Raw genomic sequence first — 26,265 nt, 5'->3', positions numbered from 1 at the left:
AATACAATCACCATCAATAAATATCAGATATTCATTTTTTGCTTGGCGAATAGCTTTGTTTAAAATACGATTTTTTCTAAAGCCGCTATCCTCATGCCAGACATGCGTARCTGAAAAGGGCAGATCTTTGATTCTATTAGATAGCCAAACAGTTACCTCTTCTCGAGAGCCATCATCCGCAATAATAACGTCGAAGTGATCAGGCCATTGTTCAATGAGCGCTTCAAATATCAACTCTAACGCTTGAGGATTATTGTAAAAAGAGATAATTAAAGTAGCGGATATCGTTTTCATAATCAGGGTTATTTATTACGCATCAGTATCCCTGTATCATAACATCTCTCGTTTCATTTGATAGATGAGTTTCCCTGTGCGCTGGTTATACACATTATTACTCACGCTTGCTGCCCCTTTTTTGCTTGTCGGGCTTTATCGTAAACGGCCCGGTAAGCCGGCGGTGGGGGAGCGCTGGCAAGAGCACTTTGGTCGCACACCCAACGTTGAGGGGGCGCCGATTTGGTTGCATGCGGTTTCCGTAGGGGAAGTCCTCGCCGCCAAACCGGTGATCAGTGCACTGCAACAAGCTTATCCCGATGTTCCTATCCTCATCACCACCACTACAGCCACTGGGGCCGAGCAGGCAATGCGCATCAAAGGTGTGAACCATCGCTATATGCCTGTCGATTTTCCGTTTGCGATTCGTGGTTTTTTACGTGCAGTCTCTCCAAGGCTATGCGTGATCATGGAGACCGAGCTTTGGCCCAATACTTTGCATCATGTCGGTCGTGCCGGTGTTCCCATTACGATCATTAATGCGAGGCTTTCTGAAAAGGCATGTCACCATTATCAAAAAATTGCGCCGCTCTTTCGTGCCATGAGTCAGCATATCGATCTCATACTGTGTCAGCATACCACTGATAAAGCACGTTTTGCCGCACTGGGGGTTCCCGCAGAAAAACTAAGCGCAGTTGGGTCGGTGAAGTTTGATATCAAGGCGGTAAATCCTGATTTAGGCGCTGCGCTTCGTGACGCTCGCGGTGAACGCCCTTGCTGGATAGCGGCCAGCACCCATGCAGGCGAAGATGCCATCATGTTAGCCGCCCACAGTATTTTGCTACGTGATTATCCGGATGCTTTATTGATTATGGTCCCTCGCCACCCTGAGCGCTTTGATGATGTCTCGCAACAAGTCGCGGCTCAGGGCCTCAGTATACAAAGACATACTCAGGGCGAGACGCTTACCACGAGCACGCAAGTGTACCTTGGCGATACCATGGGTGAGATGATGATGTATCTCGCCAGTGCAGATGTGGTTGTCATGGCAGGGAGTTTTTTAGGCGCCAAAGTTGGCGGTCATAATCTGTTAGAGCCCGCTGCGCTCAGCAAACCCTTATTAACCGGACCCAGTTACTATAACTTCCAAGTCATTGGTGATGCTTTAATAGACGCAGGCGCACTGCAAGTATGTAACGATAGCCAAGATCTCGCGGCAAAGATTGGCGCTTTCTTTAATGCACCGCCACTGGCAGCGCAAGCAGGAAAAGCCGGTTTGGCGGTGGTCGAAGAAAACCGTGGCGCCGTTGAGCGAACCTTACAAGCACTCACCCCTTGGCTTCGACACTCGCACTGAGTGGCGACTACTTTCGAATATGATTGTAACCTTTTAAGACCGCAGCCCAATCCTCGGGCTGCCAGCGGATTTGGCGCTTCTCTTTTTCTTTTTTAAAAGAGCGATGCAAGCGTGCTAAGTTGTCTTCTTTCCATTGCTCACCTTCACGCTGTTGGCACTTATCAAAATCAATCAGCCACAGTTTGCCTTTTCTATCACGAAGAATATTATGGATATTCAGATCAGAATGGCACACGCCGGCATCATGTAAACGACGCACCAAGCGGCCAATGGCGTGATAATCGTGAGCTAGCAAGCTGTTTTCGCTTAATATCGCCACCAAGTCACGGGCTCCTGGGACTTTTTCTACCAAGATATCGGCACGATAGGTACGGCCTGTCTTTACCGCACGAGCAGCGACGGGGCGCGGTACAGGGAGCTTTTTCTCGCGCAAATAAGCCAATAAGCGCAACTCCGCACCGCAGCGCGTTTCCTCCCAGCCCGTAAACCAGTATTGGTCTTTCACCAATTTGCCGAACAGGCCGCCGCGATAATAATGCCGCAGTGCCATCTCCATTTTCGGGCCACGGACAAAAAAGGTTATCCCTCGCCCTTTGGCCGAGCCGGTGACGGCAGCCTGTTGGTGCCAAAAATGAATATCAAAATACTGGCGCGGCTCCCCGACCACCAAGGTAGGATCGTACCAGATGCACTCGTTTTCGCGTTGCTCGACTTCTATACTCACGGTTTTTCCTGTTTACGCACTGACGCTGGCGCACATCAGTGTACCTTGCTCGCGGTTAGAATCACAGGCAAGGGCACGCAAGAGAGTCAGAACAATGCGCGCAGAACAAGGATTTGATAACCTCTTCCCAATACACGTTTTTAAGGATAAGCCAGTGACACAAAAACAACATACCCGCGTGATTTACCCGGGCACATTTGATCCGATCACCAACGGTCACTTGGATCTGATTGAGCGCGCGGCACGAATGTTTGACGATGTGATTGTGGGCATTGCCGCCAGTCCAAGCAAACAACCGCTTTTTGATCTGAATGAACGCGTCGCCCTGACGCAAACGGTCACCGCGCACTTATCCAATGTCTCCGTGGTTGGGTTCTCAGGATTACTGGTCAACTTTGCCAAACAGTACCAAGCCAACATTTTGGTCCGTGGTTTGCGTGCCGTATCAGACTTTGAGTATGAGTTTCAGTTGGCCAACATGAACCGGCGTTTAATGCCCGAGCTAGAGAGTGTCTTTTTAACCCCGTCGGAGGAACACTCTTTTATCTCTTCCACACTCGTCAAAGAAGTGGCTTTGCACGGGGGAGACACGCGAGAATTTGTGCACCACGAGGTACTCAACGCTCTGAAAGACAAGCTGCAGGCAACGCCTTCATCCTAAAGGCTGGCATTGCGGGCAAAATACCGTTGCCCGCTGTCCAATGACGATACGCTCAAGCACAACGTCACAAGCCGGACAAGGCTGACCGGATCTACCATAAACACGCAGCGCTTGGGCGAAATAACCGGCTTTACCATCCACTTGCGTAAAATCTTTAAGCGTGGTTCCTCCTTGAGTGATGGCGGCTGCGAGAACGGTTTTAATTTCGTTCACCAAGCACGCCGCCTCAGTCGCCGTGAGACTGCCCGCGGGTCGCTTAGGATGAATCCCCGCACAAAATAACGATTCGTTGGCGTAAATATTCCCCACCCCAACCACTACCGCGTTATCCATAATAAAGCTCTTCATCGCCATTTTTTTCCCTGTTGCTTTGGCTAACAGGTAGTCAGGGTCGAAGGCATCGGTTAATGGCTCGGGGCCCAATTTACCCAAAACGGTATGGGGCGTCTCACCGTCTTGCCACAGCCAGGCGCCAAAGCGGCGTGGATCATGATAACGCAGTAAGCGCCCATTACTGAGTGTCACATCGACATGATCGTGCTTCTCGGGCGCCAGTGACGTCGGTAGCACCCGCAAACTGCCTGACATCCCCAAATGGATAATCGCCGCCCCGACATCGGTTTCTAACAACAGATACTTGGCCCGACGGGTAACCCGGCGGATCACCTGCCCTTTAAGTTGTTGTAGCGCATCGGGAATCGGCCAACGTAACTTTGGCTGACGAATGGTAATATCGGTCACCGTTTGCCCTTCGACATACGGTATGATGCCTAAACGGCTCACTTCTACTTCCGGTAATTCTGGCATAGAGATGGCTCTGGATTATCACGATTTAGTTAGCGGGAAAAGATACCGACGATCAACAGACACCGCCAGCCATTGCCCCTGCCCATTTTGCATCAACCAAAATTGGGGCTGCTGATAATAAGTAATACGGATCGGCTCTTTGTCTGGACTCCGGGTCAACTCGAGCGTACGGGGAGCGGTAAGTTGTGGGCGCAGTGACTGTAAGGTTGCTTCATCAACTTGGGTGCCTGCCAACCCTAGCCACCGCTGAGCCAGCTCGGTTGGGCTGATCACTAACGGCTTATCCGTTTGCCAGCCATCCAAGGTACGGGTGAGCGTTAAATGCGCAAAGCGCAGTGATAACACCTCACTGCGTGAGTCCACCAGCGCAATGACGCCTTCAGGCATGGCATTTGATTGGCGCTGATGACGTAAATAATCGGGCAATAGCATTAAGCCAAAAAAAATCACGACTGAAAAAATCAGGATGTTGTTCCACGTCTGCCGTTTTAGCTTCATGTTTTCTCACCCAAGGCCGCTGTACGTATTTATCGCAGTATATACCCAAACACTGACGGATTTTAGTTATAAAAAAACCCAGCCGAAGCTGGGTCTTTTATCAAAGCATCGATCAAATTACTTGATTTTGGCTTCTTTATACATAACGTGCTTGCGAACTACAGGATCAAATTTCTTGATCTCGAATTTGCTAGGCATGTTACGTTTGTTCTTGTCTGTGGTGTAGAAGTGACCAGTACCCGCTGAGGATACTAGACGAATCTTCTCACGAACGCCGCTTTTAGCCATTCTCTAATTCCTCTTATACTTTCTCACCGCGGGCACGCATATCTGTCAATACAGACTCGATGCCTTTTTTGTCGATGATGCGCATACCTTTAGTGGATAGGCGCAGTTTAACGAAGCGTTTTTCGCCTTCTACCCAGAAACGATGAGTTTGCAGGTTCGGCAGAAAACGACGCTTGGTGGCGTTCTTAGCGTGAGAGCGGTTGTTACCAACTACAGGACGCTTGCCAGTTACTTGGCATACTCGTGACATGAAAGTCTCTCCAAAATCGTTTCGGCTCGATATCAACCTTGTCCGCCAGTCCTGCAACGTTAAGGTCAGGTCGAAGGTCAAGGCTATCAAAGGTGGCGCATTATACTAACTGAATTCACATTGCTCAAGTCCCGAGCAGATCCTTTTATGCGCTTTTTGATCGTTTTTTTCGCCAAAGGCGATCCTTAGGAGGATAACAACCAACCTCGTTCAGCGAACGATACCACATCTCCGTCCCCGACCACCAGATGATCTAACACGCGTACATCCACTAATGACAAGGCATTGGCGATTTTATCAGTGATATGTCGGTCCGCTTGGCTCGGTTCAGCGACCCCAGAAGGATGATTATGTGCCAAAATTAACGCAGCGGCATGAAGCTCTAATGCACGGCGAACAATTTCTCGCGGATAAACACTGGCGGCATTGTGGGTCCCTTCAAATAATTGCTCATCGGCAATCACTCGGTGTTGGTTATCGAGAAATAACACATAGAAGGCTTCACGTGGCCGATCGCGCAGTAACGTCGAGAGGTAACGCCGAGTATGATCGGGGCTGGTCAGGGCATCCGTTTTACTTAACGTCTCTTTTAAATAACGACGGCTGAGCTCCAGTACCGCTTGCAGTTGCGCGTATTTCGCACTGCCTAACCCCTTACGCTGACAAAACGCCGTTTGATCGGCTCCCATCAGCGCACGCAACGAACCAAAGTCCGTTAATAGATGATCAGCCAGCGCAACCGCACTCATCCCTGTGACACCGGTGCGTAAAAATATCGCCAGTAACTCAGCATCCGATAAACTGTCCGCCCCACGTGCTAATAGACGCTCCCTTGGACGACAATCCAAGGGCAAAGTTTTTAAGCTCATTATTATCCCTCTTTGATTTTGTCGCCAGTTAAGACACGCGAGGGATCTCGCACAATCCTTTTCGAGCGGAACTGCGGCTCGCTCGCGATTTTCCCTTGATAAGCACTCAAGGGTTTCAACCGCTCAGTGCTTAGATCGCATTCTACTTGGCTCACATCCCACGCGCTTTCCTTTGCGCTAACACACTTTTTGCACAGCGGATTATGGTATGGTTTCGCCATTCAAGCACAAACACACAGAGCATTATGGCCAATTCTTCAACACAGCCAGCCCAAACGCTGGCAGGTAAACATATTCTGCTTGGCATGGGCGGTGGAATTGCCGCCTATAAGTGTGCCGATTTGACTCGTCGCCTGATCGAGCGAGGTGCCACTGTCAAAGTGGTAATGACACGCGCCGCTAAAGAATTTATCACACCGTTAACCCTGCAAGCGGTCTCAGGCCATCCGGTATCTGATAGCTTGCTCGATCCAGCTGCTGAGGCTTCAATGGGGCATATCGAGTTAGCGAAATGGGCTGATTTAGTATTGATTGCCCCCGCTACCGCCGATTTAATCGCCCGTATTCACGCTGGGATGGGGAATGACTTGCTCACCACGGTGTGCTTGGCCACCGATGCACCGATTGCGATTGCCCCGGCGATGAACCAGCAAATGTATCGGGCTCAAGCTACCCAAGCGAATATACAGGCCCTACGCACGCGCGGTTGCCTTATTTTGGGGCCGGATAGCGGTGCCCAAGCCTGTGGCGATGTGGGGCCAGGCCGTATGCTTGAGCCACTGGCCTTAGTGGCAGAGTGCGAACACTGGGCCGGCCCAAAACCGCTCACCAATAAGCGGGTAATGATTACCGCTGGGCCAACCCGAGAAGCCCTGGATCCGGTTCGCTATTTGTCGAATCACAGCTCTGGAAAAATGGGCTATGCTTTGGCCGAGGCCGCCGCCAGTTTGGGTGCCGAAGTGACCTTGATTTCCGGTCCGGTTGCATTAAGCACGCCCGCCGGTGTCACGCGCGTGGATGTCACCACAGCCCAACAAATGCATGATGCTGTGCATGCCTCTATCACCGAGCACGATGTCTTTATCGGCTGTGCCGCGGTCGCTGACTACCGTCCACAAACGATGGCCGAGCAGAAGATGAAAAAGCAGGCAGATAAAGACACGATGACCGTTACCATGGTGAAAAACCCCGATATTATTGCCTCGGTCGCCAACTTAACCCAGCACCGTCCATTTACGGTCGGTTTTGCCGCCGAAACCCAGGATGTTGCAGCCTACGCACGTGATAAACTCACCCGCAAAAAGCTCGATATGATTTGCGCAAATGATGTGTCTCACGCCGATCAAGGCTTTAACAGTGATCATAATGCCCTGCACCTATTCTGGTCTGACGGTGACAAAGCGCTCCCCCTTGCGGATAAACCGACGTTAGCGCGTAGCGTAATAGCACACATTCACACGCGCTATTTGCAACGATCGATAAAAGAATAAGGGAGAAGCCCAGCACACCGGAGGCCTTAGCTCCGGTGTGAAAAACAAGTTCAAAAGCGTGCGCCATGGCCACGCTTTTTGCTTTTAATACAGAGACCTCGTCGCTAAGATAAGAGGAAAGCGTCACACTCGGCGGCACCTCTCCATGATGCCTCCTTTAAACGTCGCCAGTGTGATAGATAAAAAGACAAAGGAATCGCATCCATGGCAGCCCCAAAAAAAAGTAATCGCCGCGAAGAGATCCTCCAAGCGCTCGCGCAGATGCTGGAGTCAACCCAAGGCAGCCAGCGCATCACCACCGCCAAGCTCGCCGAGCAAGTCGGGGTGTCAGAGGCCGCGCTTTATCGTCATTTTCCCAGTAAAGCACGTATGTTTGAGGGCTTGATTGAATTTATCGAAGACTCGCTCTTATCCCGCATCAACCTCATTATTGAAGAAGAAAAGGACACCTTGGTTCGTCTCAAGTTGATTCTGCAATTATTGCTGGTGTTTGGTGAACGTAACCCAGGGCTGACACGCATCATGACAGGCCATGCGCTGATGTTTGAGCAAGACAGGCTACAAGCGCGCATCAACCAGCTTTTCGAGCGCGTTGAAGCACAGCTCAAGCAAGTATTACGTGAGCGTCGCTTGCGCGAAGGAAAGGGCTTTCCTTTAGATGAAGCCGTGCTTGCCAGTCAGCTTATTAGCCAAGTGGAAGGCGGCTTTTGTCGTTACGTACGCTCATCGTTTAAGCAGCTGCCAACCGCGAATTTTGAACAATACTGGCAACTGCTGACCAATCAATTGCAATGAGCGGTGTTGGCTGCAACGCAAATGGGCGCAATGCAATTGGCGCAATGCAATCGGCGTCGTTCAACGAGCGCAATGCAACTGGCTACATCTATAACGCTAGCCAGCTGCATGCACGTTGCTTAAATGCCGTAGTTCGCTTGGTACCCTTTCACCGCGGCTAACTGCGCCGGATCCGCTTGGCTTTGTTCTAAGTAAGCGACTAAATCAGACAAACTAATGATAGAGACGACTTGGCAACCAAAGTCACGCTCCACTTCTTGGATCGCCGATAACTCACCTTGGCCGCGCTCTTGGCGATCAATTGCCACCAAGACACCCGCCAGTTGTGCGCCTTGCGCCTGAATCAGTGTCATGGACTCGCGAATCGCGGTGCCGGCGGTAATCACATCGTCCACTAACATTACTCGACCTGCGAGTGCACTGCCTACCAAGTTGCCACCTTCGCCGTGGTCTTTAGCCTCTTTGCGGTTAAAACAATATGGCGTATCCACATCATGATGCGCCGCGAGCGCCACCGCTGTGGTGGTCGCAATGGGGATCCCTTTATACGCCGGGCCAAACAGCACATCATAATCTATGCCTGCATCCATCAACGCCGCGGCATAAAATTCACCCAGTTTTGCCAAATCGCGCCCGGTATTAAACAACCCCGCATTAAAAAAGTACGGGCTCTTACGCCCCGACTTCAGGGTAAATTCGCCAAACTTCAAAACCTGCCGCTCAAGGGCAAACTCAATAAACTGGCGCTGATAGGCTTTCATGCAGTCCTCTCTTGCTGTCTGTGATTATTATCGGGCGTTCGCGACGCGCGCCCATCTCAGGTTAATAGATAAAAAAATAGCCCCCGAGATGGGAGCCATTGCAATAGGATTATTCGGCCAGGGCCGATTTTTGCGCGACGACAATGTCATCAATGCCCTTACTGGCCAGTGCCAACATGGCATTGAGCTCATCGGGAGTAAACGGCTCAGCTTCTGCCGTGCCTTGCACCTCAATCATGCGGCCATCTTCGAGCATCACCACATTCATGTCGGTATCTGCCGCTGAGTCTTCCACATACTCGAGATCGCAAATCGGCGTTTGTTGATAAATGCCCACCGACACCGCAGCCACGTGGCCACGCATCGGATTCGCAGCAAGCTTGCCGTTACGCACTAACGCATTAAGCGCGTCCGCCAGTGCCACACTCGCCCCCGAAATGGACGCCGTACGTGTGCCGCCGTCGGCTTGAATCACATCACAGTCAACCGTAATGGTGCGCTCACCCAATGCTTTTAAATCGACCGCGGCGCGCAAACTGCGGCCAATCAAACGTTGGATTTCTACCGTGCGGCCACCCTGCTTACCGTTTGACGCTTCACGGCGGTTACGGGTGTGGGTCGCACGTGGCAACATGCCATACTCGGCGGTCACCCAACCTTGGCCCTTGCCTTTCAAAAAGCGTGGCACGCCCTCTTCGATCGTGGCATTACAAATCACCTTGGTATCACCAAAGCACACCAACACAGAGCCTTCTGCGTGGGCCGTAAAACCGCGGGTAAAGCTAACGGGACGAATTTGGTCGAGTGCTCTTCCACTTGGGCGCATGCAAGTTACCTTCATTGACTGAAAAATGTGATGACGATTATACGTGTTTATCCGCTCGCTTGCGATCCCTGTCCGCCTTGCCGTTCAAGACAGCTGACGCAAGAAGAGCAGATGCGTATACTCTTCATTATTCACTCTTAGCACACAAAAGCAGGTACACATGATCCACAGTATGACCGCCTACGCGCGACAAGAACTCAAGGGCGATTGGGGCAACGCGGTTTGGGAAATCCGCTCCGTCAACCAGCGCTACCTTGAAACCTATATCCGCATGCCTGAGCAGTTACGTAGCCTCGAGCCTGTGGTGCGCGAGCGTTTCCGTAAGCGCCTCGCCCGCGGCAAAGTGGAATGTAACCTGCGTTTTGATTCATCCCAAGCCAGCCAAGACAAACTCACCATCAATGAAGATCTTGCCAAACAAGTGATTGATGCGGCGAAATGGGTTAAAGACACTGCGGGCGAAGGCAATATTAACCCGTTTCAAGTCTTAAACTGGCCAGGGGTGATGGAAGCGCCGGAGCAAGACACCGATACCCTTCACCGTGCCCTACTGGACGGGCTTAATGAAGCGCTCGATGCTTTTGTGGCGGCCCGGGCCAGCGAAGGCGACAACATGAAAGTGCTGATTGAGCAGCGATTGGATGCGATTAGCGCTGAAGTGATCAAAGTACGCGAAAAAATGCCCACCGTGATTGAGTGGCAGCGTGAGCGTTTAACCACGCGTTTGGAAGAAGCCAAAGTGGAGCTCGACCCAGCTCGCGTTGAGCAAGAAATGGTGATGCTGGCACAAAAAGTCGATGTGGCCGAAGAGTTAGACCGCCTCGACTCACACGTTTCAGAAGCGCGCAAAATCCTCAAAAAAGGCGGCGCCTGCGGCCGACGCTTGGACTTTATGATGCAAGAGTTCAACCGCGAAGCCAACACCCTGGCCTCCAAATCGATCAGCACCGAGATCACCGCCTCCGGCGTCGAGCTTAAAGTGCTTATCGAGCAAATGCGCGAGCAAATTCAGAATATTGAGTGATGTTCATGAGTGTTCGCCGATGGCATTAATAACAATATAATCAGATGTTTATTTGTTTTTGACGGTCATGGCGTTCGTGTAAGCTCTGTCAAGTTTGGGTAGTCTTGGGTAGTAGATCGGGGAGTATTTTCTCGCTACATTGTAGTAGCAAGATTGTACTCCCCAATTTTTTGAGGCAGAGAAATGGGGATAAGCTTAACTGAAGTGGCCGACGCGACCGGCTACAGCCGTGCCCAGGTATGTCGGATTTTGGCGAAGGACTCGATAAAAATTACCTGAAAAACAATGGTTCATTTTCCCAATCGGCAGGGAAGCCCATCGACGGCATAAAACGCTTAGCCACTGGATAACGCTCAAATAGATCCACCAATGCTGGGCCCAATGGCGCGTCATAGCCCAACCCATTATAAATCTGTTGGACGGCAGCCAACACAGTATAAAGACGGTTCAGTTGATCTTCTTCCCGCTTGGTTGAGTCAGGACGGGTACGCACTAACGCCACACCGGGTGATAAAATACGCTTAATCCCTGTAGGTGCCGGCAAGTTGCGGTTAAACAGGCGCGAGTGATGCGCACAGTGGTTGCGTACTTGGTGAATGGCATCCACCCAAGCGCACAAGGTTTGGTACTTTTCGACGTTCAAGGTTTTCGCAAAGCGGTTCATCTTCAGTGCATTCACCTGATCGCTTTGCAAGCTCCGCATCAGCTTAGAGACATTACCGAATGTCATCAGCTCAATGGCGACCCAACCCGGCGGCAGATCGCGGAAAAACGGGCAATAGTCGTTGTAATACTTGCTGCGATAATGCTCGGCGAACTGCTCTTTGGAGTCTTTGAACATATCCCGCACACGACTAACGGTTTTGACCTGCTCGCCGTTTTCCTTAAATAAAGCCGAATCCAGATACCAAAACCGATTATCAGTTTGCTTGGTCATCCACTCCTCAAAACCAGAGCGGATCCCCACTTCTACTTTACCCACCACATCAAACACCAAATTACGTAACGCTTCATCAAACTGATAAAGGGCATAGCATTGCTCGAACGTGGTACCGGCTTGATAACGACGAGGGGGAGAGGACGACTCAGAGAACGGCAGCAAGTACGCTTTAAATCGGTAGTAACTGCACCGTTTAAGTACCCGAGCGGCAAAATCACGATCAGCAACGGTGATCCCTTGGGCAACCAGCTTATCGCACAGCTCAGCGGCACTCATATAAGGCTTGTTATAAGGCACACGCGCAGACAAAACGGACATCCTTGAGGCAAAAAAAAAGCTTCCACTCTTACGGGCGGCGAGCGCACCTGGAGGAAGCCATTGATAAATTAATTATGTGGGCGACGTGGGGCGTTGTCAACAGATACCAGCCACTACGACGAATCAAAGCGCTAAAGCTGTCATCAATGTGCATATATTGCTGCATAGTGAGACCTGAATTCAGAATTTTTTCGGGGTGTTTTTATTATTCTCTTTGATGAGATCCAGAATATTGGGTGATTACTGCCTAGCCGTTTAAGTGTAATACACCCAAAGCCCATTTAACGAATTACCAGTTAGATTCGGGAGCGACCTCACGCGAGACATAACGTGTTCCCTTCCATCGAACTATTCGGAATTTCCGGATGGTTGCACTTTGAACAAGCTCGCTTTCCTTGTAAATATTGACCAAGTGTTCATTAATCGTACGAATGTCTTTATCGGACAGCTCTGTCATTACAGCCTGAGAAAGCCACAATGTATCGGATTCAAAGCGGCACTCAACACGAGTTTGACCGTCTGCACTAGTGAAGAAAACAAACTCTCCTTGTGGAGCTTGAGGGATATGCTCTGTCATTCATTTCACCTTCTGCATCATTGATAGAACACGCTTATTCAAACCACTGCTTATTGGTAGACTTTTTCGACCTCAGCAAACGTAGTCACACTCTCTAGACGAGTTAGGGTTGTAAGTTTCATCGAATTTTTCATTGGGCGATGTAGCACGTTGGCCACCCAATGCCACTGCCATCTCAACTAGCCTACTGCCAACTTCGCCGCTTGCTGCCACATAAAGTTTGGCATCGGAGTGGCTAGCTCCCACGTAATATCCATCGGCTGAGATCCGGTGTGCGAGATATAATTCACTTCGCCAAAATTCACAAACCCCATGGTACGCCCGAATTCATCTTTAGTTTGCTCACGTACAAACAAAAACAGGCGCTTCCCTATCTTTTGATGTTGAATGTAATCTTTGCCGCGGCCTTTATCAGGGCGCGAGCTGTTTTGCGACTGCCAGTGAAAGCGTGACGCGTTAATCGCATAATCGTGATACATGGTCGTCGGAGAAAATTGCTTTTCATTTTTATCCAAGGTGACAAATAACAGTTCGATGTTTTGATCTTTAAGCGCATAGAGCCCCTCTCGTGCAGGCGGCTGCCGCTCCAACGTGGTAGCGCCAAACCCAACTAGAATTTGCTCACGCGCATATCGAGCATGAAGTCGCAATGGCACATCAGGCAAATCGTCCATCCTTAACTGCTCGTGCTTGGTTTGTGACAGTTTCCAGTCCAACACATCCATTAATTCTGTTTTGATGCCCAGCCGCCTTAACGCGGCAAAGCTTTGCGCAATGGATGAAAAGCCAAGAGCTGGCCCGGTTTGTTGCCAAACATCATAATGACACATGAGTCGATGCCGTTCGCTACCCGTATCAGGCGCAAAGTCTGTTTGGCAAAGCTGCTTTAAAAACTGTAGATAAGCATGATCATCAGTGGTTAAAATCCGCTGAAAAATCGCTTTATTGATTGTTTTAAGTGCACTTTCATCAACAGGGTAATCATTAGCCTTTAGCTCTGCTTTGAACACCAGTTCTGACCAACAGCCTCGCTTGTATAGTTCGTTCAAATCAATATGCGGATACAAGGTTAGGAAGTTCGCTAGCGTCAGCGGCAGGTGGGTGTGCTGAGGATATTGCCGAACCATTGCCACTAAGCGTCTTAGCGTTAGCGACGCTTTGCGAATGTTATCCAAGACCATTTCTAGCGTGCGCTTAGTAAGCTCAATACGACAGCCCAAAGGCGCATGGGGGAAGCCTTGTTCAATCTCATGGTTAATCGCTCGAGCGCTCTTGCCCACCAGCGCCCGAAACTTATTTGCAAAGTCATACTCAGGACGCGAATGACCGACAAAGTCGAGGACGGTACAGCAATCTTTGCCCTCGGCTAACCGTAAACCGCGGCCTAGCTGCTGAAGGAAAATGGTTAAACTCTCGGTGGGACGCAGAAACAACAAGGTATCCACTTCAGGAATATCGACCCCCTCGTTGAAAATATCAACCACACAAAGCACATTGATCTCACCGGCGCGCAGCGATTGCTGCTTTCGCTGGCGTTCATGCCGATTGTCGCTGGTCAACACATCCGCCTTAAGCCCTTGCAGTGAAAACTGTTGAGCCATGTATTGAGCGTGTTCTTTACTCACACAAAAAGCGAGCGCTTTCATACGGCTAAGATCCGTGATGATCTCGTTCATGCTGAGCAATATCTTATCCACCCGCGCTTGGTTGGAGGTATAGAGGTTAGTCAGCTGTGCAATATCATAGCGGCCACGTTGCCAAGGAATGGTCCGTAGATCGGTATCATCATCAATACCAAAATATTGGAATGGGCAAAGATGACGACGATTAATCGCCTCTGGCAACCGAATCTCAGCCGCAATAACGCCACCAAAATCCGCGAGAATATCGCCGCCATCATGACGCTCGGGCGTCGCCGTCAGACCCAGTAGTATTGACGGTGAAAAGTGGTGCAAAACCGCTCGATAACTGCTCGCGGCAATATGATGCACTTCATCAATCACAATGTAGTCATAGTAATCGGCCGTCAAGTTGAGCGTATCGAGCTGGTTGTTCAATGTTTGAATCGAGACAAACAGCTGCCGGTAATGATCTGGCGTGTGACCACCGACCCACAGCTCGCCAAAGGTGCTGTTACGTAATACCCCTCGATAGGCCGCACGCGCTTGCTTAAGGATTTCTTCACGATGGGCCACAAATAAAAAGTTGGCATCAGGGTGTTTTTTCAAAAAACGGGCAAAATCAAACGCAGAGATCAGTGTCTTACCAGTGCCTGTTGCCGCCACCACTAAATTGCGAAAACGTTGATGCGTCTGGCGCTCAACCGTCAGCTGCTCCAAAATCTCCTTCTGGTGAGGGAAAGGAGAGAGGTCGAAGAAAAACGTAGCACCATCTTCTTCGCCACCCCGCTGCTGCCGAAGGGCTTGATTCAGTTTTTCGGTACTTTTTACATCTCCGTCAAATCGTTCAAATTCATTCGAGGCCCAATACGTTTCAAAAGTGCTGAGTGATTTATTGATAATATGGGGGATTTCTTGCGAGGTGATTTTAAGGTTCCACTCCAAGCCATTCGTCAGTGCAGAATGAGAGAGGTTTGACGATCCGATATAACCGGTGTGATAGCCGGTCTCGCGCAGAAACAAATAGCTTTTTGCGTGAAGACGCTCGCGCTCAGTGTTGTAGCTTAACTTCACCTCGGTRTTGGGTAGGCTGGCTAAATACTCCACCGCTTTCGCGTCTGTCGCGCCCATGTATGATGTGGTGATGACCTTTAACTCGCGACCACTGCGGGTAAAGGCTTCCAGCTCTTTTCGAAAAATTCTTATCCCCGCCCATTTGATGAATGACACCAACCAATAAATTCTGTCTGCGGATAAAATCTCTCTTTTCAGCTCTGACTCCAATGAAAGACCCGCATTACTGCCACAAAAAAGCTCACTTTGCGTTAAGCCGGTGAGTGGGAAAACATCTTGCACATAACGCGCTAAATCAGATGCGATCGGGTTTTCAAACTCATAAAGGGCCGTCAGGATTTTCCCCTGACTCGCGAGCAAATTATCGTCGATAATGTCTTTATCGTGGATCTGGGTTTTCAGCCACAGCAAGAATTGGTTGGATAGTGTGATTTGCTGCTCTAGGCGATCGTCACTGGCAGGCACGGCGTCGAGCACATGGTGCAAAACATGCGATAAAAAGCGAGACAACCAAACTGACGCCTCGTTGCTGGTAAGCGTCCGCTCGCCAACATAGAATCGCTCTCGATCAATACGGCTCTCAATAAGCTGCGTTACCAGCTGCTCATAAATTCCGACCTGCTGCATTTTTTCCTTCCACGCGATGAGCCTGCATCACCTTACAAACCACGGGTTGTAGGCGTTATGAAAGGATCACTTTTCTATACTTTTCAAACAATAGCAACAAAGAGTTAAGTCACACTCTCGTCTGAGGTCTACACAAAGTGACTTCACAGGTAACAATGTGTAGACCTAAGGCGGGCATAAAGGCTTTCAACCAATCAAAACTCAACGATATTTTTTGCTAACAACACTGGGTCTGCCTGAGGTGAACCCAATCATTTAAGCAAATCACTCAAGCGATTTAATAATGCTTTGCGACGGCTATTAGCTGCTATAAAGCGCTTAAACTGCTGATCAAAGGACGCAGAATTATCGTGAAGCTGATAGGCCTCAAAGAGCTGATGTAAATAGCGTGACGCCGCATCATAGCCACTAGGACAAGTGCGATCCGCTTGCTCGTGCGCTTGCTGCCAGTAGTGGTCACGCTGGTTGTAGAGATCTATTAAGGCTTGTTCTTTTTCTGCTTTTTCAATGGCTAGTTTTTTTGCAAGTGCCTCGGCTTGTTGTTGCTCAAACTGTCGTTGTGCGGTTGCAATATAGGGAGCCACGAGGTCGGGGTTTAACCAATACTGATAAGTTTCGTCTTTGTTGGCTGGTTCTTTTCGCGTCAGTGCTACGGCTTGGTGACGAGTTAATTGGCCTCGCTCAAACAACGTGCGTAATAGTGTGTTTTTCTCCGCTTCCGTGAGCGTTTTGAGCCAATCTTCAAACTGCAACTGGGTGTGTTTGGCTGGGTGACTGGGCTGTTCATTCAGCACCATCGTAAGCGCTTTAACCCAAGGTAAGGGAATCGCATACAGAGCAGCAAAAGCCTGTAATCCTTCGCTAAGGCGCTCAAAATCGAATTGGATTAACGGTATCGCGTCAAGCTCATCATCGTCATCTACCGCTTTGAGCCACGCTAAGTACATAAGCCGCCAGTCACCTTGGATTAACTGATTGCGTAGACCGGGTAAATGCTGGAAAAAATCGTCAGCATCTCCATCATCAAAATACGCACCATACTCTTCGATAGAGAAAGTGAGCAATTGCCACTCATCGGTTTGACGAACCTTAAAACCATCGTTCGATAATCCAAGCATGGCATCGGGTATGGTCCCAACAGGTAGTTTGATGTAGGCATCCATCGAGCCCCAGTTGGCATAGTAAAAACCGATATCGAAGTGCTTTAGCATGATCTCATATGCCTTAGCCTTTAGATCGCTAAAGTTGTAAACCACCTGGAAAGACGTTGCCGTGATATCGGCTCGGCGTGAAATGGCTCTGAGTGCTTGGCGCGCGGTGCTGTCTAAATACCCATCTAAGCGCTCAAATTTATAGTATTGATATTCGCTCACGATGCCCTGCTATCGGTTAATGTGGAATTGAAAGGTTTGCGCTAACAGCGGCTGAGTCTGAGCGGTGAGCGCAATGGGTTCGCCGTTTATAAAACGCCTTGGATCCATCGTCACAAATCCCCAAAACTGCAAAAAGCGCGCAATAAATCGCGTTTCGATAAGTCCGCTTAACAACGCTTCCGGCGGGGCGTAATCGTCCGTTGGGAACGCCTTTAACACATCGGGAAAAGCAACCATCACTTCTTGAGTAAGCTGATCGACGCTGTGATGCGCTTGTATGCGCCACAACATGAATACCCAAAAGGTGCGCAAATCAACATCGTATTCAAAGCTATCTAAATACGCCCAGTTATATTTGCCGGTTGCAGCTGCCAGCATCGGCTTAAAAAAGGCTTGCACGCCCATGTCTTGATACTGTTTTTGCGCCGCTTTTTTCACATGATAACGGCCGCTGCGTCGGTAGATAATACCGCTAATTTCGGCCAGCACGCGGGTATAGTGCAAGGCATTGAATTTGTCTTCGTTAAACCCAGCAAACTCGCTGATACTAATGTGGCGTTGGAATTGAGAAACTGAAAACTCAGGCAATAATTCACTGGCTTGTTTGACCAACTTAGCCGGTAAGTTGCCTTTGCTGGTTGCTTTAAAAGCACCGCCTTGCGCCATCGCATGTTCAAGCATCAGAGCCAAATATCGCATCACTGGGCTGGCGGAAAGATCGGCGGGTGTCGTGATCGTCACCCACTGTAATTGATCAAACGGCGCATAAAGCCAATTGGTCATTTGCGTGGGTGTCACACCACAAAAATCGGGATGAGGTTGATTATTGCGATCCTGCACTTGGCGCTGTAACACAGCATTGAGTTCATCGATACTCATACCTGGGTTATTCGCCAGCATGGTTTCAGCGTCATCAACAACTTGCGCATGTTGCTTAGACACACCGTCCATACAACACCGTTTGAATTTTTTACCACTGCCACAATGGCAAGGATCGTTGCGACCGAGCTTCATTACTGTCCCCTCGCATTTTTATTGAAGCAGCGCGGCATTTTCCTGTTTACGCTGACCCAGCGTCTTAGCAATTGCAGATACTGTGGTTTTTCTAACCCCTTGCTGCTTTGCGAGATGCGTAAATTGGCTGATAGCTTCTGCCACTTCTTCAATAACTCGCCTTGCATCATGCCAACTCCCATAGCCAGCACTTGCTGCAAGTTTTTGCATTACCTTAAGCGGTGGCGCTTTGCCATACCCACCAAATGCAGTGGCATGCTCGTTAAATGGATGCGGGCTGTAGGTGACATCGTAAAAAGGCGCAAGGTTCCATTGACCGTCGTCCGCTTGTAAAAACGCCCAGTTTTTACTGTGATCATCTTGGTTAGACGACAGTAGATTAAAAACGGCACGGCGAAATTGCAGCTGTCCCGCAGCTGGAGATTGACATAATTGACGGCTGGCTTTGATCAAGTCAATGTAATCTAAACTTGGCGTTCGAAAATCTGCATCCAGCAATCCGCAGGCACTGTGCATATGCAAGCGGCCCGTGCTATGTCCACTCACTAAATCGGCTTGTCCAGCGACATAATCAAAACGCTTGAGCGCCAACCATGCAACCGCACCACTTTTTGTTGGTGCCTCAATAAGTTGCCAGCGTGGGGGTTGGCATTTAGCTTGCTCAGCCATTTGCAAATATACCGCCTCACACAAACCTTCTTCATGCCCGAGTGCTAGATTTTTCGAGGTAAACTTAACCAGCCACGCTTCATCACCTCGCTGTGCAAAGGTGCGACATTGCTCAATTTCCCCCGTCGGCATATAAATCTGTGCTTTTGGTCTTGCTCCACCCGAACTACCACCAGCGACTAGTGCTGCCAATACCTGTTGAGTATGCCCATCTAACTTCTCATGGTTATTATCCATATAGTCTGACATTGAAGCATCGAAAAGCGTTTGAGCCTCTAAGCCCAAGGTTGCTAGATTAATATCAGCGTGCGTCGAGGCTGAAAACTCAGACACCGGAGAAAAAGACAACGCCCCGATGCCTTTATCACCGACAAAGGCCAATCTGTCCATCGCCGTTAATTGATTCGGCAGGATGCCTTTTTGCCGGAAAACACGATCTTGTAACATCATGCCCCAACCATCAGGCAAACAATCCCCAAATACGCCATGCACCCCTTGATGAGGCTGTTTAGGTGCGGCTTGTACTTGCATGCTCGACTGTAAAGTAAACGGTGATAAATTGCCAAACTGCTGCAAATAGCCGTCTGTATACTGAAAAAAAACACCTTGCCGATTCTGAGCCAAGATCCCTACAGCAACCTGCTCTCCTGAACTTAACGTACGGGTGACAGTAAGCTTTTGAATCGGTCTAAAACTCATCTTTTAGTACCTCATCAATACTCGAGGGCGCAGTGACGCGCTCTTTATGCGGCTGGGTGAGCTGATAAAGCCTATCCAATGAGTCTAGGGTCTGCCAAAGCAACAGCAATTGGCGAAAGGAAATTTGTCCAGTCAGCTCAAACTTTTTAATCGTTGAGGCAGGCACGCAGCTTCGCTTTGCCAGTGCCGATCGTGAGAGCTTTGCGCGCTGACGCAACGCCCGTAAATAAGCAGCATAGGCTTGGCTTACATCGGTATCATCCAGTAAGGTGAAATTCATCTTCAATGGCCATTGGATATTATTATATCTAATATAGCGGAAAATAAACCAAATTGGCTACTATTATATCCAAAAACCCCATGTCTTCCATCAAGCTTTTGCTGATGAAGCACCCCCGATGTTGGATATCCAACTACTGGGGGTTACCTCATTTTTACCAGAGGGGCCTGGGCGTGTACTTAACTCACCGCTTCAGGCTTTTTTTCGGCCACCGGTTGCTCGGCACGGCGCTTATGTTTGCGGTATTTAGGATGGGTGATCGGAATGGCAGAGAGCAGCGTTTGGGTGTACTCGTGCTGCGGCTGATGGTAGACGGTTTCGGTCGGCCCTTCTTCCACCACATGACCAAAGTACATCACTGCCACCTTATCGGAGATATGACGGACCACCGATAARTCGTGCGAGATAAAAATCATCGCCAAGTTCATCTCTTGCTGGAGYTTCAACAACAGATTAAGAATTTGTGCCTGCACCGAYACATCCAARGCGGAGACSGACTCGTCACAAATCAGCAGTTTCGGTTTGAGGGCGATCGCCCGGGCAATACCAATCCGCTGCCGCTGACCGCCCGAAAACTCATGCGGGTAGCGGTTTACCGCATCGTGGGGCAAGCCGACTTTATCCAACAGCTCAAGCACCCATTGGCGACGCTCTTTCGCGGTACCAACATTGTGAATAATAAAGGGCTCTTCTAAGATCCCGCCGATGGTATGGCGCTGGTTGAGCGACTCGAGCGGGTCTTGAAAGACAATCTGCATGTCTTTACGCAGTGGCCGCATCTGACGTGGCGACAACGGGGTGATGTCTTTACCTTCAAAGAAGATCTTACCCTCGGTGGGTTCAAACAACTTGAGAATGGTACGACCCAGGGTACTTTTGCCACACCCCGACTCCCCCACCAGACCAAGTGTTTCACCTTGTGACACCGACAACGATACGCCATCGACGGCTTTAATGGTGTAACCTTGACGAAGCAGGCCTTTGCCGGAGACAAAATACTGCTTCAGATTTTCTACTCTGAGGACTTCCTTGCTCATCGCGTTCTCCTGCAACTATGTCGATGATGGCGCTGCATCAAAGTCTTCCAACGGGCGAATATCAATCATCTGCTTGGGTTGGTGAGTACGCCCCGGCATTAACCCCAGCAAACGCTTGGTATACGGATGGGCGGGGTTGTCAAATAAAGTAAAAATATCGGCCCGTTCGCGAATTTGGCCATCGTACATCACCGCCACGTCGTCACACACCTCGGCGACCACGCCCAGATCGTGGGTGATAAAAATCACCGCCATGCCGGTTTCTTCTTGCAGCTCGTTAATCAAGTCCAAAATCGAGGCCTGCACCGTCACATCTAGGGCGGTGGTTGGCTCATCACATATCAAGATATCGGGCTTACAGGCCAGTGCCATGGCAATCATGACCCGTTGGCGCATCCCACCAGACAGGTTGTGCGGATACTCATTGAGACGCTTTTCAGGCAGTGGGATTTTTACCTTGTTCATCATATCCAATGCGCAGGCATACCGGGCTTTTTTATCCAGCTCCGGGCGGTGCAACATCAAGACTTCATTGATTTGCCGACCAATGGTATGCACAGGGTTCAGCGCCGTCATTGGGTCTTGAAAGATAATCGAGATCCGATTACCGCGCATTGCATAGCGCTCTTTGGCGGGCAAGGTCACCAAGTCTGTCCCGCGATACAGAATCTCGCCGCCGGTCACTTGCCCATAGGGTTTAGGCAGCAAGCCCATAATTGACATCGCAGTAACACTTTTGCCACTGCCCGACTCTCCCACCAAGCCGAGCGTGCGCCCGGCTTTTACTTCAAAGCTCACCCCGTGAAGTACCTCACGGGGGCCATTGTCAGTGGTAAAATTAACGGTCAAATCCTTAACCGAAAGAATGACATCCTGGGTCATAAGCGCCTCTACAGCTTGTATCTGTCATCAATGATGGTCACCGGCTCAAAGGCTTTATCGTCGTCCATGGCCTCTTCGGTGGCGTCTTTCATCTCTTCATCAATCCAGAAGGTGCCAAAGCCCATCACGCGGCCACTGGTGACCATGTTTTCGGTGCGCTTGGTCATCGCGTTATCTGGGATTTGTACATAACGCCAAAAACCTTGACGCACATACGGCACCATGTACCCCGGTACAATCACACTGGCCTCTGAGATTTTGGTGCGGATTTGATGCGACAGCTGATACTTTTTAGCCGTATCAAACTCGCTTTTATAGGCCATGATCAGCTTATCCAATGCCGGTGAGCTGTAGTTAGAGTGATTGTTTGTTTGCGTTTTATTGGCGTTATCCGAGTGGAAGTACTCCCAATAGGCCGGAATTTCCGAGGTACCCATATTAAGAAAGGCCAACTGATGCTTTTTCTCGAGTACGTATTTAAACGCCGATGAGCCATCGACCAAGTTAATAGTAAATTCCAATCCCGCTCGCTTGGCCTGCTCTTTTAAGTAAGCAATGCGTGGTGTGTGCTGCTGATACCCATAAGTAATCGCGAAGCTTAAACGCTCGCCTTTGTCATTGACGCGAATACCATCGGCGCCAACCTGGTCAAAGCCGGCTTGTTCGAAATGGCTGATCGCTTTTTTAGGATCAAACGGTGGCGGCGTTGCACCGTCATTGTCGTATTCACCATGACCAAAGCCCATTGCATGCGGTTTACGCGAGTAATCGCCACGGGTGATTTTTTCAATCATGCCGTCAAAATCGGTGGCATAGAGAATCCCTTTGCGTACATTAATGTCATCCAGCATTGGCATGGCCGAGTTCATCCACAAACCGCCCGCGCCAACCGGCACYTCGTTATACCCCCAGAACTTGGTGATATAGCCTTTTTTATAAGGTTCAGATTGGGTTTTTTCATGCCAGATATCTGGAAGTACCAAATCGAACACATCCAAATTGCCCTTTTCAAAATGCTTCATGGCAATGTCGTTATCGCGGATCACGCGCATTCGAATACGCTCAACATTGTAGCGATTTTGGTAATAGGGGTTGGTATAACCCCACCAATCGTCGACATGATTAAAGGTAAGTCGTCGTCCTTTTTGCACACGGCCCAGCTCATAGGGCCCCATGGTGGGCTCGGCTTTAAAGTTATAGCGGCGCACATAGTCGTCAGCAATGCCGTCTTGGTTTTCATCTTTGCGCGGATTAGCGTAAAAATGCGCAGGGCGCGGAATTAAGCTTCCTAAGGTATACATTAATTCTTCTTGGTTTTTCTCTACTGCACTCGATATGGCCACAGTATGCGCGTCGATTTTCTCCACGCTACCAATGGTGTTGGTGTAATAGTCGTTATACCAAGGGGCAACAATGTCTTTAGAGCGATAAAACTGCATCATAAAGACAAAATCATCGGCGGTCATTGGTTCGCCATCTGACCAAGTCGCTTCTGGGTTAAGCTTAAAATAGATGGTTTTGTTGTCGTCACTAAATGCCCACTCGTTGGCCAAATCCGGGATCCATTCCAGTGTATCTGGGTGGCGCTTTACCAGTGAGGGCATTTCATCAAGAAAGTAACTGCGCAGGCCTGAGTTTGAATCCGGCCCCACGGTGCGTAATGTCTGCGGGAAACTCTGCAAGTGGGTACGCAGTGTACCGCCGCGCTTGGCGTCGGGAGAGCCAATTTTAGGCGCATCCCAGTTGGTTTGCCAATTGAGATTTGCAGGCAATTCCGCCGCCCAGCCGCTGAGGCTAAACAGGGAAACGGAGGTAGCAAGGATCAGTTTTTTCATCGTGATGTCCTTATCTTGATGCACACATTGCTTGTTATATTTAAAAATTGCTTGTTGTATTTAAAATCAGTCATAACGGGTGAACTTTTTCGGATCAAACGCGGCTCGGACCGCTTCCCCAATAAAGGTCACCATCACCAACACCAACACCAGAGACGACACCACAGAGGCAACAATCCATGGCGCATCCAGATTTGATTTACCTTGCTGTAACAGCTCGCCCCAACTTGGCGTCGGTGGCATCAGCCCCAAACCGAGGTAATCCAGCGCCGTTAACGCGGTAATATTGAGGGCGATGGTAAAGGGCGCCAAGGTCACAATCATCACCATGGTGTTGGGCAAAATATGGCGAAACAGGATCCGGCTAGTAGAGGCACCCAATGCRCGCGCCGCCATCACATAATCACGCGACGATTCTTTGTACGTCATGGTGCGCATATACCAGGTAATCGCCATCCAGCCGAATAGCACATTAATCGCGACGAACAGGGCAAACGTGGGTTGGAGAATCGAGACTAGAATCATGATCACGTACAAAAACGGCACCATCGACCAAACCTCGATAAAGCGTTGGAAAAACAAATCAAACTTACCGCCCCAAAACCCCATCGCACAGCCCACGGCGGTGCCAATCGCATAAGACGCAGCCATGGTCAGTAACGCAAAGCCCATGGCAATACGAAAGCCGTATACCAGGCGGGCGAGAATGTCGCGGCCGATATCATCAGTACCGAGATAATGCTTGTCTGCGGCACTTGGCGCCGTGGGCGGAAAGTCGCCACTAAAGTCTTGCTCAAGCGGGTTCCACGGCACCAGTGGCATGACTACATAATTGTCGCCACTTTGTGCCTCGAAAGCTTTATCGAGCTGACGATAATTGACTTCGCTGGTGCCTACTTGGCCAAAGTCGCGCGCTAAATACACATCGCTCATCACAGGGAAGTAATAGTTGCCGTCGTATTTGACCATTAACGCTTTACTGTTGATCAACAGCTCGGCAAATAGCGACAGCACCAACATGGTGGTCAAGATCRTAAACGACCAGTAACCACGTTTAATTTGCTTAAAACTGCGGATTTTCTTTTGAGTTAAAGGGCTAATCGTCAACATATCAAGATCCAAACTTCACGCGAGGGTCAATCAAGGCAACACAGATATCAGAGATGATATTGCCCGCCAGCAGTAATAGCGCATTGATGGCAACAATCCCCATCACCACCGGATAGTCACGCTCCATAATCGATTCATAGCCGAGCAAACCAATGCCGTTGATGTTAAAAATCACCTCAATCAAAAATGCACCGGTCATAAAGAACAATAAAGAGTTACCAAAATGGCTGGCTATCGGAATCAAGCTGTTGCGCAGCGCATGCTTGCGTACCGCCGAACGAAACGGTAACCCTTTGGCAATGGCGGTGCGAATATAGTCCGCGGAGAGGTTTTCCATCAGGTTGTTTTTCATCGTCATGGTCAAAGTGGCAAAATCACCAATCAGATAACAAATCAGCGGCAGTACCGCATGCCACATCACATCTTTGGCGCGCTCCCAAAAACTGGTCGCGTCGTAGTAGGCATCGCCAACAAAGCCCCCCATCGGGAACCATTCTAGGTGATAGCTAAACAAGGTGATCAGCAATACCCCCACCACATAGCCGGGTAAGGCAAAACCAATAAAGATCAGTACCGAGGAGGAGGAGTCAAACACCGAGCCGTGCTTGAGGGCTTTGTAATACCCGAGCGGGAGAGAAATAAAATAACTGATAAAGAAGGTCATCCCGCCATAAAACAGCGACACCGGCAGGCGCTCGGCAATCATATCCGCGACCGGCTCGTAATAGCGCGTCGACTCACCTAAATCAAAATTGGCCAACTTTCCTAACCAATCCATATAGGCTTCAACGACGGGTTTATCGAGACCATAAAAGGCGCGCAAATCGTCCATTTGCGCTTCAGACAAGGCCGAGCTATCTCCTGCACGTTGCAAGCTCGAGCCGCCATCACCTTGTGCTTGCATTTGGGTCATCATTCGCTCAACCGGCCCACCAGGCACAAGACGCGTGATACCGAAAATCAAAATGGTGATCCCAAGAAACGTCGGTATCACTAAAAGAAACCGACGTATAAAGTACGACAGCATAGTCCACTACTCCCTGTTAACTGTCTAGGCCTGCTGACATCTAAACAAGCCGCTTTATTTGTCTATAGTATCGCGGCGTCAGTGCCATCCTAGGCGTCGTCGGGCTTCCCCTTACATGACACACGATACTTCAGGTTTCTATATTTATCTTGATTTATCACCACGATCAACGGTCCATGTCCATGTGGCCTGATTTTTTTTCTCTTTCGATAGCAGGTACTTACAAATCAAAAAAAACGATATTCCTTCATATTACAACCCGATGACAGCATATGAAAAAATAACAAACTGAGTAACAACTCTAGTTTTTTACCCTATTTATTTGCATAAAATTCCGATAGTTCTCTTTTCCATCCTTGTCAAACTTTTATCATTTTAAAAGCTAAAACACCCAATATAAAAGGAAGGAAGGGGAATCACCTCATACTCGCCCTTAGTAAAAATCATGCACTCATTAACCATTTTTATAGTCACCCACTACGCAAATGTTAAAAGGTTTCATATTCTAAATTAACAAACCTTAACAGCATGACACACTTCATTTGTCCACCACTCGACATC

Annotated in this window: 26 protein-coding genes; 5 read left to right on the top strand and 21 right to left on the bottom strand. The window is 49.4% G+C overall.

Going from position 1 to position 26,265, the window contains the following annotated elements; all coding sequences use genetic code 11:
- A partial coding sequence (locus BZG79_RS02555; RefSeq protein ID WP_199877513.1) for a glycosyltransferase occupies positions 1-294 on the bottom strand: 294 nt, incomplete at its 3' end.
- A 76-nt stretch (positions 295-370) separates the two neighbouring features.
- Here BZG79_RS02555 and waaA point away from each other — a divergent pair.
- Positions 371-1,630, top strand: coding sequence for a lipid IV(A) 3-deoxy-D-manno-octulosonic acid transferase (waaA, locus tag BZG79_RS02550; protein WP_077660353.1), 1,260 nt, complete (start codon positions 371-373; stop codon positions 1,628-1,630).
- A gap of 7 nt (positions 1,631-1,637) precedes the next feature.
- Here waaA and BZG79_RS02545 read toward each other — a convergent pair whose 3' ends face one another.
- Positions 1,638-2,348: a 3-deoxy-D-manno-octulosonic acid kinase gene (locus tag BZG79_RS02545; RefSeq protein ID WP_077461578.1), complete on the bottom strand. Its 711-nt coding sequence runs from the start codon at positions 2,346-2,348 to the stop codon at positions 1,638-1,640.
- Positions 2,349-2,508: 160 nt separating this feature from the next.
- Here BZG79_RS02545 and coaD point away from each other — a divergent pair, with 160 nt between their 5' ends.
- Positions 2,509-3,015 (top strand): pantetheine-phosphate adenylyltransferase, encoded by a 507-nt coding sequence (gene coaD / locus BZG79_RS02540; RefSeq protein WP_025744211.1) that lies wholly within the window; start codon positions 2,509-2,511, stop codon positions 3,013-3,015.
- On the opposite strand, the gene mutM is transcribed toward coaD, so the two are convergent.
- From mutM to radC, 5 genes are all read right to left on the bottom strand, one after another.
- Positions 3,007-3,822 carry a bifunctional DNA-formamidopyrimidine glycosylase/DNA-(apurinic or apyrimidinic site) lyase gene (gene mutM, locus BZG79_RS02535; protein WP_077773666.1) on the bottom strand — a complete coding sequence of 272 codons (816 nt, stop codon included), beginning with the start codon at positions 3,820-3,822 and terminating at the stop codon, positions 3,007-3,009. The genes coaD and mutM overlap by 9 nt on opposite strands.
- An 18-nt stretch (positions 3,823-3,840) precedes the next feature.
- On the bottom strand, positions 3,841-4,320 hold the full coding sequence (locus BZG79_RS02530) for a hypothetical protein (RefSeq protein ID WP_077773665.1): 480 nt from the start codon (positions 4,318-4,320) through the stop codon (positions 3,841-3,843).
- 117 nt (positions 4,321-4,437) lie between these two features.
- The gene (gene rpmG / locus BZG79_RS02525; RefSeq protein ID WP_025673846.1) at positions 4,438-4,608 is read right to left on the bottom strand and encodes a 50S ribosomal protein L33; all 171 of its coding nucleotides are present in this window, start codon (positions 4,606-4,608) and stop codon (positions 4,438-4,440) included.
- A 13-nt stretch (positions 4,609-4,621) separates the two neighbouring features.
- Positions 4,622-4,858 carry a 50S ribosomal protein L28 gene (gene rpmB / locus BZG79_RS02520; RefSeq protein WP_025673845.1) on the bottom strand — a complete coding sequence of 79 codons (237 nt, stop codon included), beginning with the start codon at positions 4,856-4,858 and terminating at the stop codon, positions 4,622-4,624.
- Between the two features lie 185 nt (positions 4,859-5,043).
- Positions 5,044-5,727 carry a DNA repair protein RadC gene (radC, locus tag BZG79_RS02515; protein ID WP_077461507.1) on the bottom strand — a complete coding sequence of 228 codons (684 nt, stop codon included), beginning with the start codon at positions 5,725-5,727 and terminating at the stop codon, positions 5,044-5,046.
- A 245-nt stretch (positions 5,728-5,972) separates the two neighbouring features.
- Here radC and coaBC point away from each other — a divergent pair, with 245 nt between their 5' ends.
- Positions 5,973-7,217 (top strand): bifunctional phosphopantothenoylcysteine decarboxylase/phosphopantothenate--cysteine ligase CoaBC, encoded by a 1,245-nt coding sequence (coaBC, locus tag BZG79_RS02505; RefSeq protein ID WP_077773663.1) that lies wholly within the window; start codon positions 5,973-5,975, stop codon positions 7,215-7,217.
- 204 nt (positions 7,218-7,421) lie between these two features.
- On the top strand, positions 7,422-8,012 hold the full coding sequence (gene slmA / locus BZG79_RS02500; RefSeq protein ID WP_025744387.1) for a nucleoid occlusion factor SlmA: 591 nt from the start codon (positions 7,422-7,424) through the stop codon (positions 8,010-8,012).
- A 119-nt stretch (positions 8,013-8,131) separates the two neighbouring features.
- On the opposite strand, the gene pyrE is transcribed toward slmA, so the two are convergent.
- The gene (gene pyrE / locus BZG79_RS02495; RefSeq protein ID WP_077461505.1) at positions 8,132-8,773 is read right to left on the bottom strand and encodes an orotate phosphoribosyltransferase; all 642 of its coding nucleotides are present in this window, start codon (positions 8,771-8,773) and stop codon (positions 8,132-8,134) included.
- Between the two features lie 109 nt (positions 8,774-8,882).
- Positions 8,883-9,599 (bottom strand): ribonuclease PH, encoded by a 717-nt coding sequence (gene rph / locus BZG79_RS02490; protein ID WP_025744385.1) that lies wholly within the window; start codon positions 9,597-9,599, stop codon positions 8,883-8,885.
- Positions 9,600-9,759: 160 nt separating this feature from the next.
- Here rph and BZG79_RS02485 point away from each other — a divergent pair, with 160 nt between their 5' ends.
- On the top strand, positions 9,760-10,623 hold the full coding sequence (locus tag BZG79_RS02485) for a YicC/YloC family endoribonuclease (RefSeq protein ID WP_077576351.1): 864 nt from the start codon (positions 9,760-9,762) through the stop codon (positions 10,621-10,623).
- A gap of 271 nt (positions 10,624-10,894) precedes the next feature.
- On the opposite strand, the gene BZG79_RS02480 is transcribed toward BZG79_RS02485, so the two are convergent.
- The 12 genes from BZG79_RS02480 to BZG79_RS02425 all read right to left on the bottom strand — a co-directional run bounded on the left by BZG79_RS02480 (position 10,895) and on the right by BZG79_RS02425 (position 25,704).
- Positions 10,895-11,872, bottom strand: coding sequence for an Abi family protein (locus BZG79_RS02480; protein WP_199877512.1), 978 nt, complete (start codon positions 11,870-11,872; stop codon positions 10,895-10,897).
- A 298-nt stretch (positions 11,873-12,170) separates the two neighbouring features.
- A complete protein-coding gene (locus tag BZG79_RS02475) occupies positions 12,171-12,458 on the bottom strand; it encodes a hypothetical protein (protein ID WP_242414114.1) in 288 nt (95 codons plus the stop codon).
- A gap of 179 nt (positions 12,459-12,637) precedes the next feature.
- Complete coding sequence (locus BZG79_RS02470) at positions 12,638-15,778, bottom strand: DEAD/DEAH box helicase (RefSeq protein WP_077773661.1); 3,141 nt, start codon at positions 15,776-15,778, stop codon at positions 12,638-12,640.
- Between the two features lie 251 nt (positions 15,779-16,029).
- Complete coding sequence (locus tag BZG79_RS02465; RefSeq protein WP_077773660.1) at positions 16,030-17,151, bottom strand: hypothetical protein; 1,122 nt, start codon at positions 17,149-17,151, stop codon at positions 16,030-16,032.
- A gap of 9 nt (positions 17,152-17,160) precedes the next feature.
- On the bottom strand, positions 17,161-18,165 hold the full coding sequence (locus BZG79_RS02460; protein ID WP_077678927.1) for an SEC-C domain-containing protein: 1,005 nt from the start codon (positions 18,163-18,165) through the stop codon (positions 17,161-17,163).
- A gap of 18 nt (positions 18,166-18,183) precedes the next feature.
- Complete coding sequence (locus tag BZG79_RS02455) at positions 18,184-19,533, bottom strand: type II toxin-antitoxin system HipA family toxin (protein ID WP_077773659.1); 1,350 nt, start codon at positions 19,531-19,533, stop codon at positions 18,184-18,186.
- Positions 19,523-19,813, bottom strand: coding sequence for a helix-turn-helix transcriptional regulator (locus BZG79_RS02450; RefSeq protein ID WP_077773658.1), 291 nt, complete (start codon positions 19,811-19,813; stop codon positions 19,523-19,525). Before BZG79_RS02450 ends, BZG79_RS02455 begins: the two co-directional genes overlap by 11 nt.
- Before the next feature lie 179 nt (positions 19,814-19,992).
- A complete protein-coding gene (locus BZG79_RS02445) occupies positions 19,993-20,850 on the bottom strand; it encodes an ATP-binding cassette domain-containing protein (protein ID WP_077576354.1) in 858 nt (285 codons plus the stop codon).
- A gap of 15 nt (positions 20,851-20,865) precedes the next feature.
- On the bottom strand, positions 20,866-21,732 hold the full coding sequence (locus BZG79_RS02440) for an ABC transporter ATP-binding protein (protein ID WP_077576355.1): 867 nt from the start codon (positions 21,730-21,732) through the stop codon (positions 20,866-20,868).
- A gap of 8 nt (positions 21,733-21,740) precedes the next feature.
- On the bottom strand, positions 21,741-23,567 hold the full coding sequence (locus BZG79_RS02435) for an extracellular solute-binding protein (protein ID WP_077773657.1): 1,827 nt from the start codon (positions 23,565-23,567) through the stop codon (positions 21,741-21,743).
- Positions 23,568-23,633: 66 nt separating this feature from the next.
- Positions 23,634-24,677 (bottom strand): ABC transporter permease subunit, encoded by a 1,044-nt coding sequence (locus BZG79_RS02430; RefSeq protein ID WP_077773656.1) that lies wholly within the window; start codon positions 24,675-24,677, stop codon positions 23,634-23,636.
- A gap of 1 nt (position 24,678) precedes the next feature.
- Complete coding sequence (locus BZG79_RS02425; protein ID WP_025744376.1) at positions 24,679-25,704, bottom strand: ABC transporter permease subunit; 1,026 nt, start codon at positions 25,702-25,704, stop codon at positions 24,679-24,681.
- Between the last annotated feature and the right edge of the window lie 561 nt (positions 25,705-26,265).

The organism is Salinivibrio sp. MA427, from assembly GCF_001996115.1.
Classification (GTDB): domain Bacteria; phylum Pseudomonadota; class Gammaproteobacteria; order Enterobacterales; family Vibrionaceae; genus Salinivibrio; species Salinivibrio costicola.
Note: the sequence above shows the minus strand (reverse complement) of the source record. Positions and strands in the feature narration are given on the sequence as shown.

Excerpts from the sequence above, each read along its gene's own strand:
- mutM (WP_077773666.1), bottom strand. The coding sequence starts at position 3,822 with ATGCCAGAATTACCGGAAGTAGAAGTGAGCCGTTTAGGCATCATACCG.
- BZG79_RS02530 (WP_077773665.1), bottom strand. The coding sequence starts at position 4,320 with ATGAAGCTAAAACGGCAGACGTGGAACAACATCCTGATTTTTTCAGTC.
- rpmG (WP_025673846.1), bottom strand. The coding sequence starts at position 4,608 with ATGGCTAAAAGCGGCGTTCGTGAGAAGATTCGTCTAGTATCCTCAGCG.
- rpmB (WP_025673845.1), bottom strand. The coding sequence starts at position 4,858 with ATGTCACGAGTATGCCAAGTAACTGGCAAGCGTCCTGTAGTTGGTAAC.
- radC (WP_077461507.1), bottom strand. The coding sequence starts at position 5,727 with ATGAGCTTAAAAACTTTGCCCTTGGATTGTCGTCCAAGGGAGCGTCTA.
- coaBC (WP_077773663.1), top strand. The coding sequence starts at position 5,973 with ATGGCCAATTCTTCAACACAGCCAGCCCAAACGCTGGCAGGTAAACAT.
- slmA (WP_025744387.1), top strand. The coding sequence starts at position 7,422 with ATGGCAGCCCCAAAAAAAAGTAATCGCCGCGAAGAGATCCTCCAAGCG.
- pyrE (WP_077461505.1), bottom strand. The coding sequence starts at position 8,773 with ATGAAAGCCTATCAGCGCCAGTTTATTGAGTTTGCCCTTGAGCGGCAG.
- rph (WP_025744385.1), bottom strand. The coding sequence starts at position 9,599 with ATGCGCCCAAGTGGAAGAGCACTCGACCAAATTCGTCCCGTTAGCTTT.
- BZG79_RS02485 (WP_077576351.1), top strand. The coding sequence starts at position 9,760 with ATGATCCACAGTATGACCGCCTACGCGCGACAAGAACTCAAGGGCGAT.
- BZG79_RS02475 (WP_242414114.1), bottom strand. The coding sequence starts at position 12,458 with ATGACAGAGCATATCCCTCAAGCTCCACAAGGAGAGTTTGTTTTCTTC.
- BZG79_RS02460 (WP_077678927.1), bottom strand. The coding sequence starts at position 18,165 with ATGAAGCTCGGTCGCAACGATCCTTGCCATTGTGGCAGTGGTAAAAAA.
- BZG79_RS02455 (WP_077773659.1), bottom strand. The coding sequence starts at position 19,533 with ATGAGTTTTAGACCGATTCAAAAGCTTACTGTCACCCGTACGTTAAGT.
- BZG79_RS02450 (WP_077773658.1), bottom strand. The coding sequence starts at position 19,813 with ATGAATTTCACCTTACTGGATGATACCGATGTAAGCCAAGCCTATGCT.
- BZG79_RS02440 (WP_077576355.1), bottom strand. The coding sequence starts at position 21,732 with ATGACCCAGGATGTCATTCTTTCGGTTAAGGATTTGACCGTTAATTTT.
- BZG79_RS02425 (WP_025744376.1), bottom strand. The coding sequence starts at position 25,704 with ATGCTGTCGTACTTTATACGTCGGTTTCTTTTAGTGATACCGACGTTT.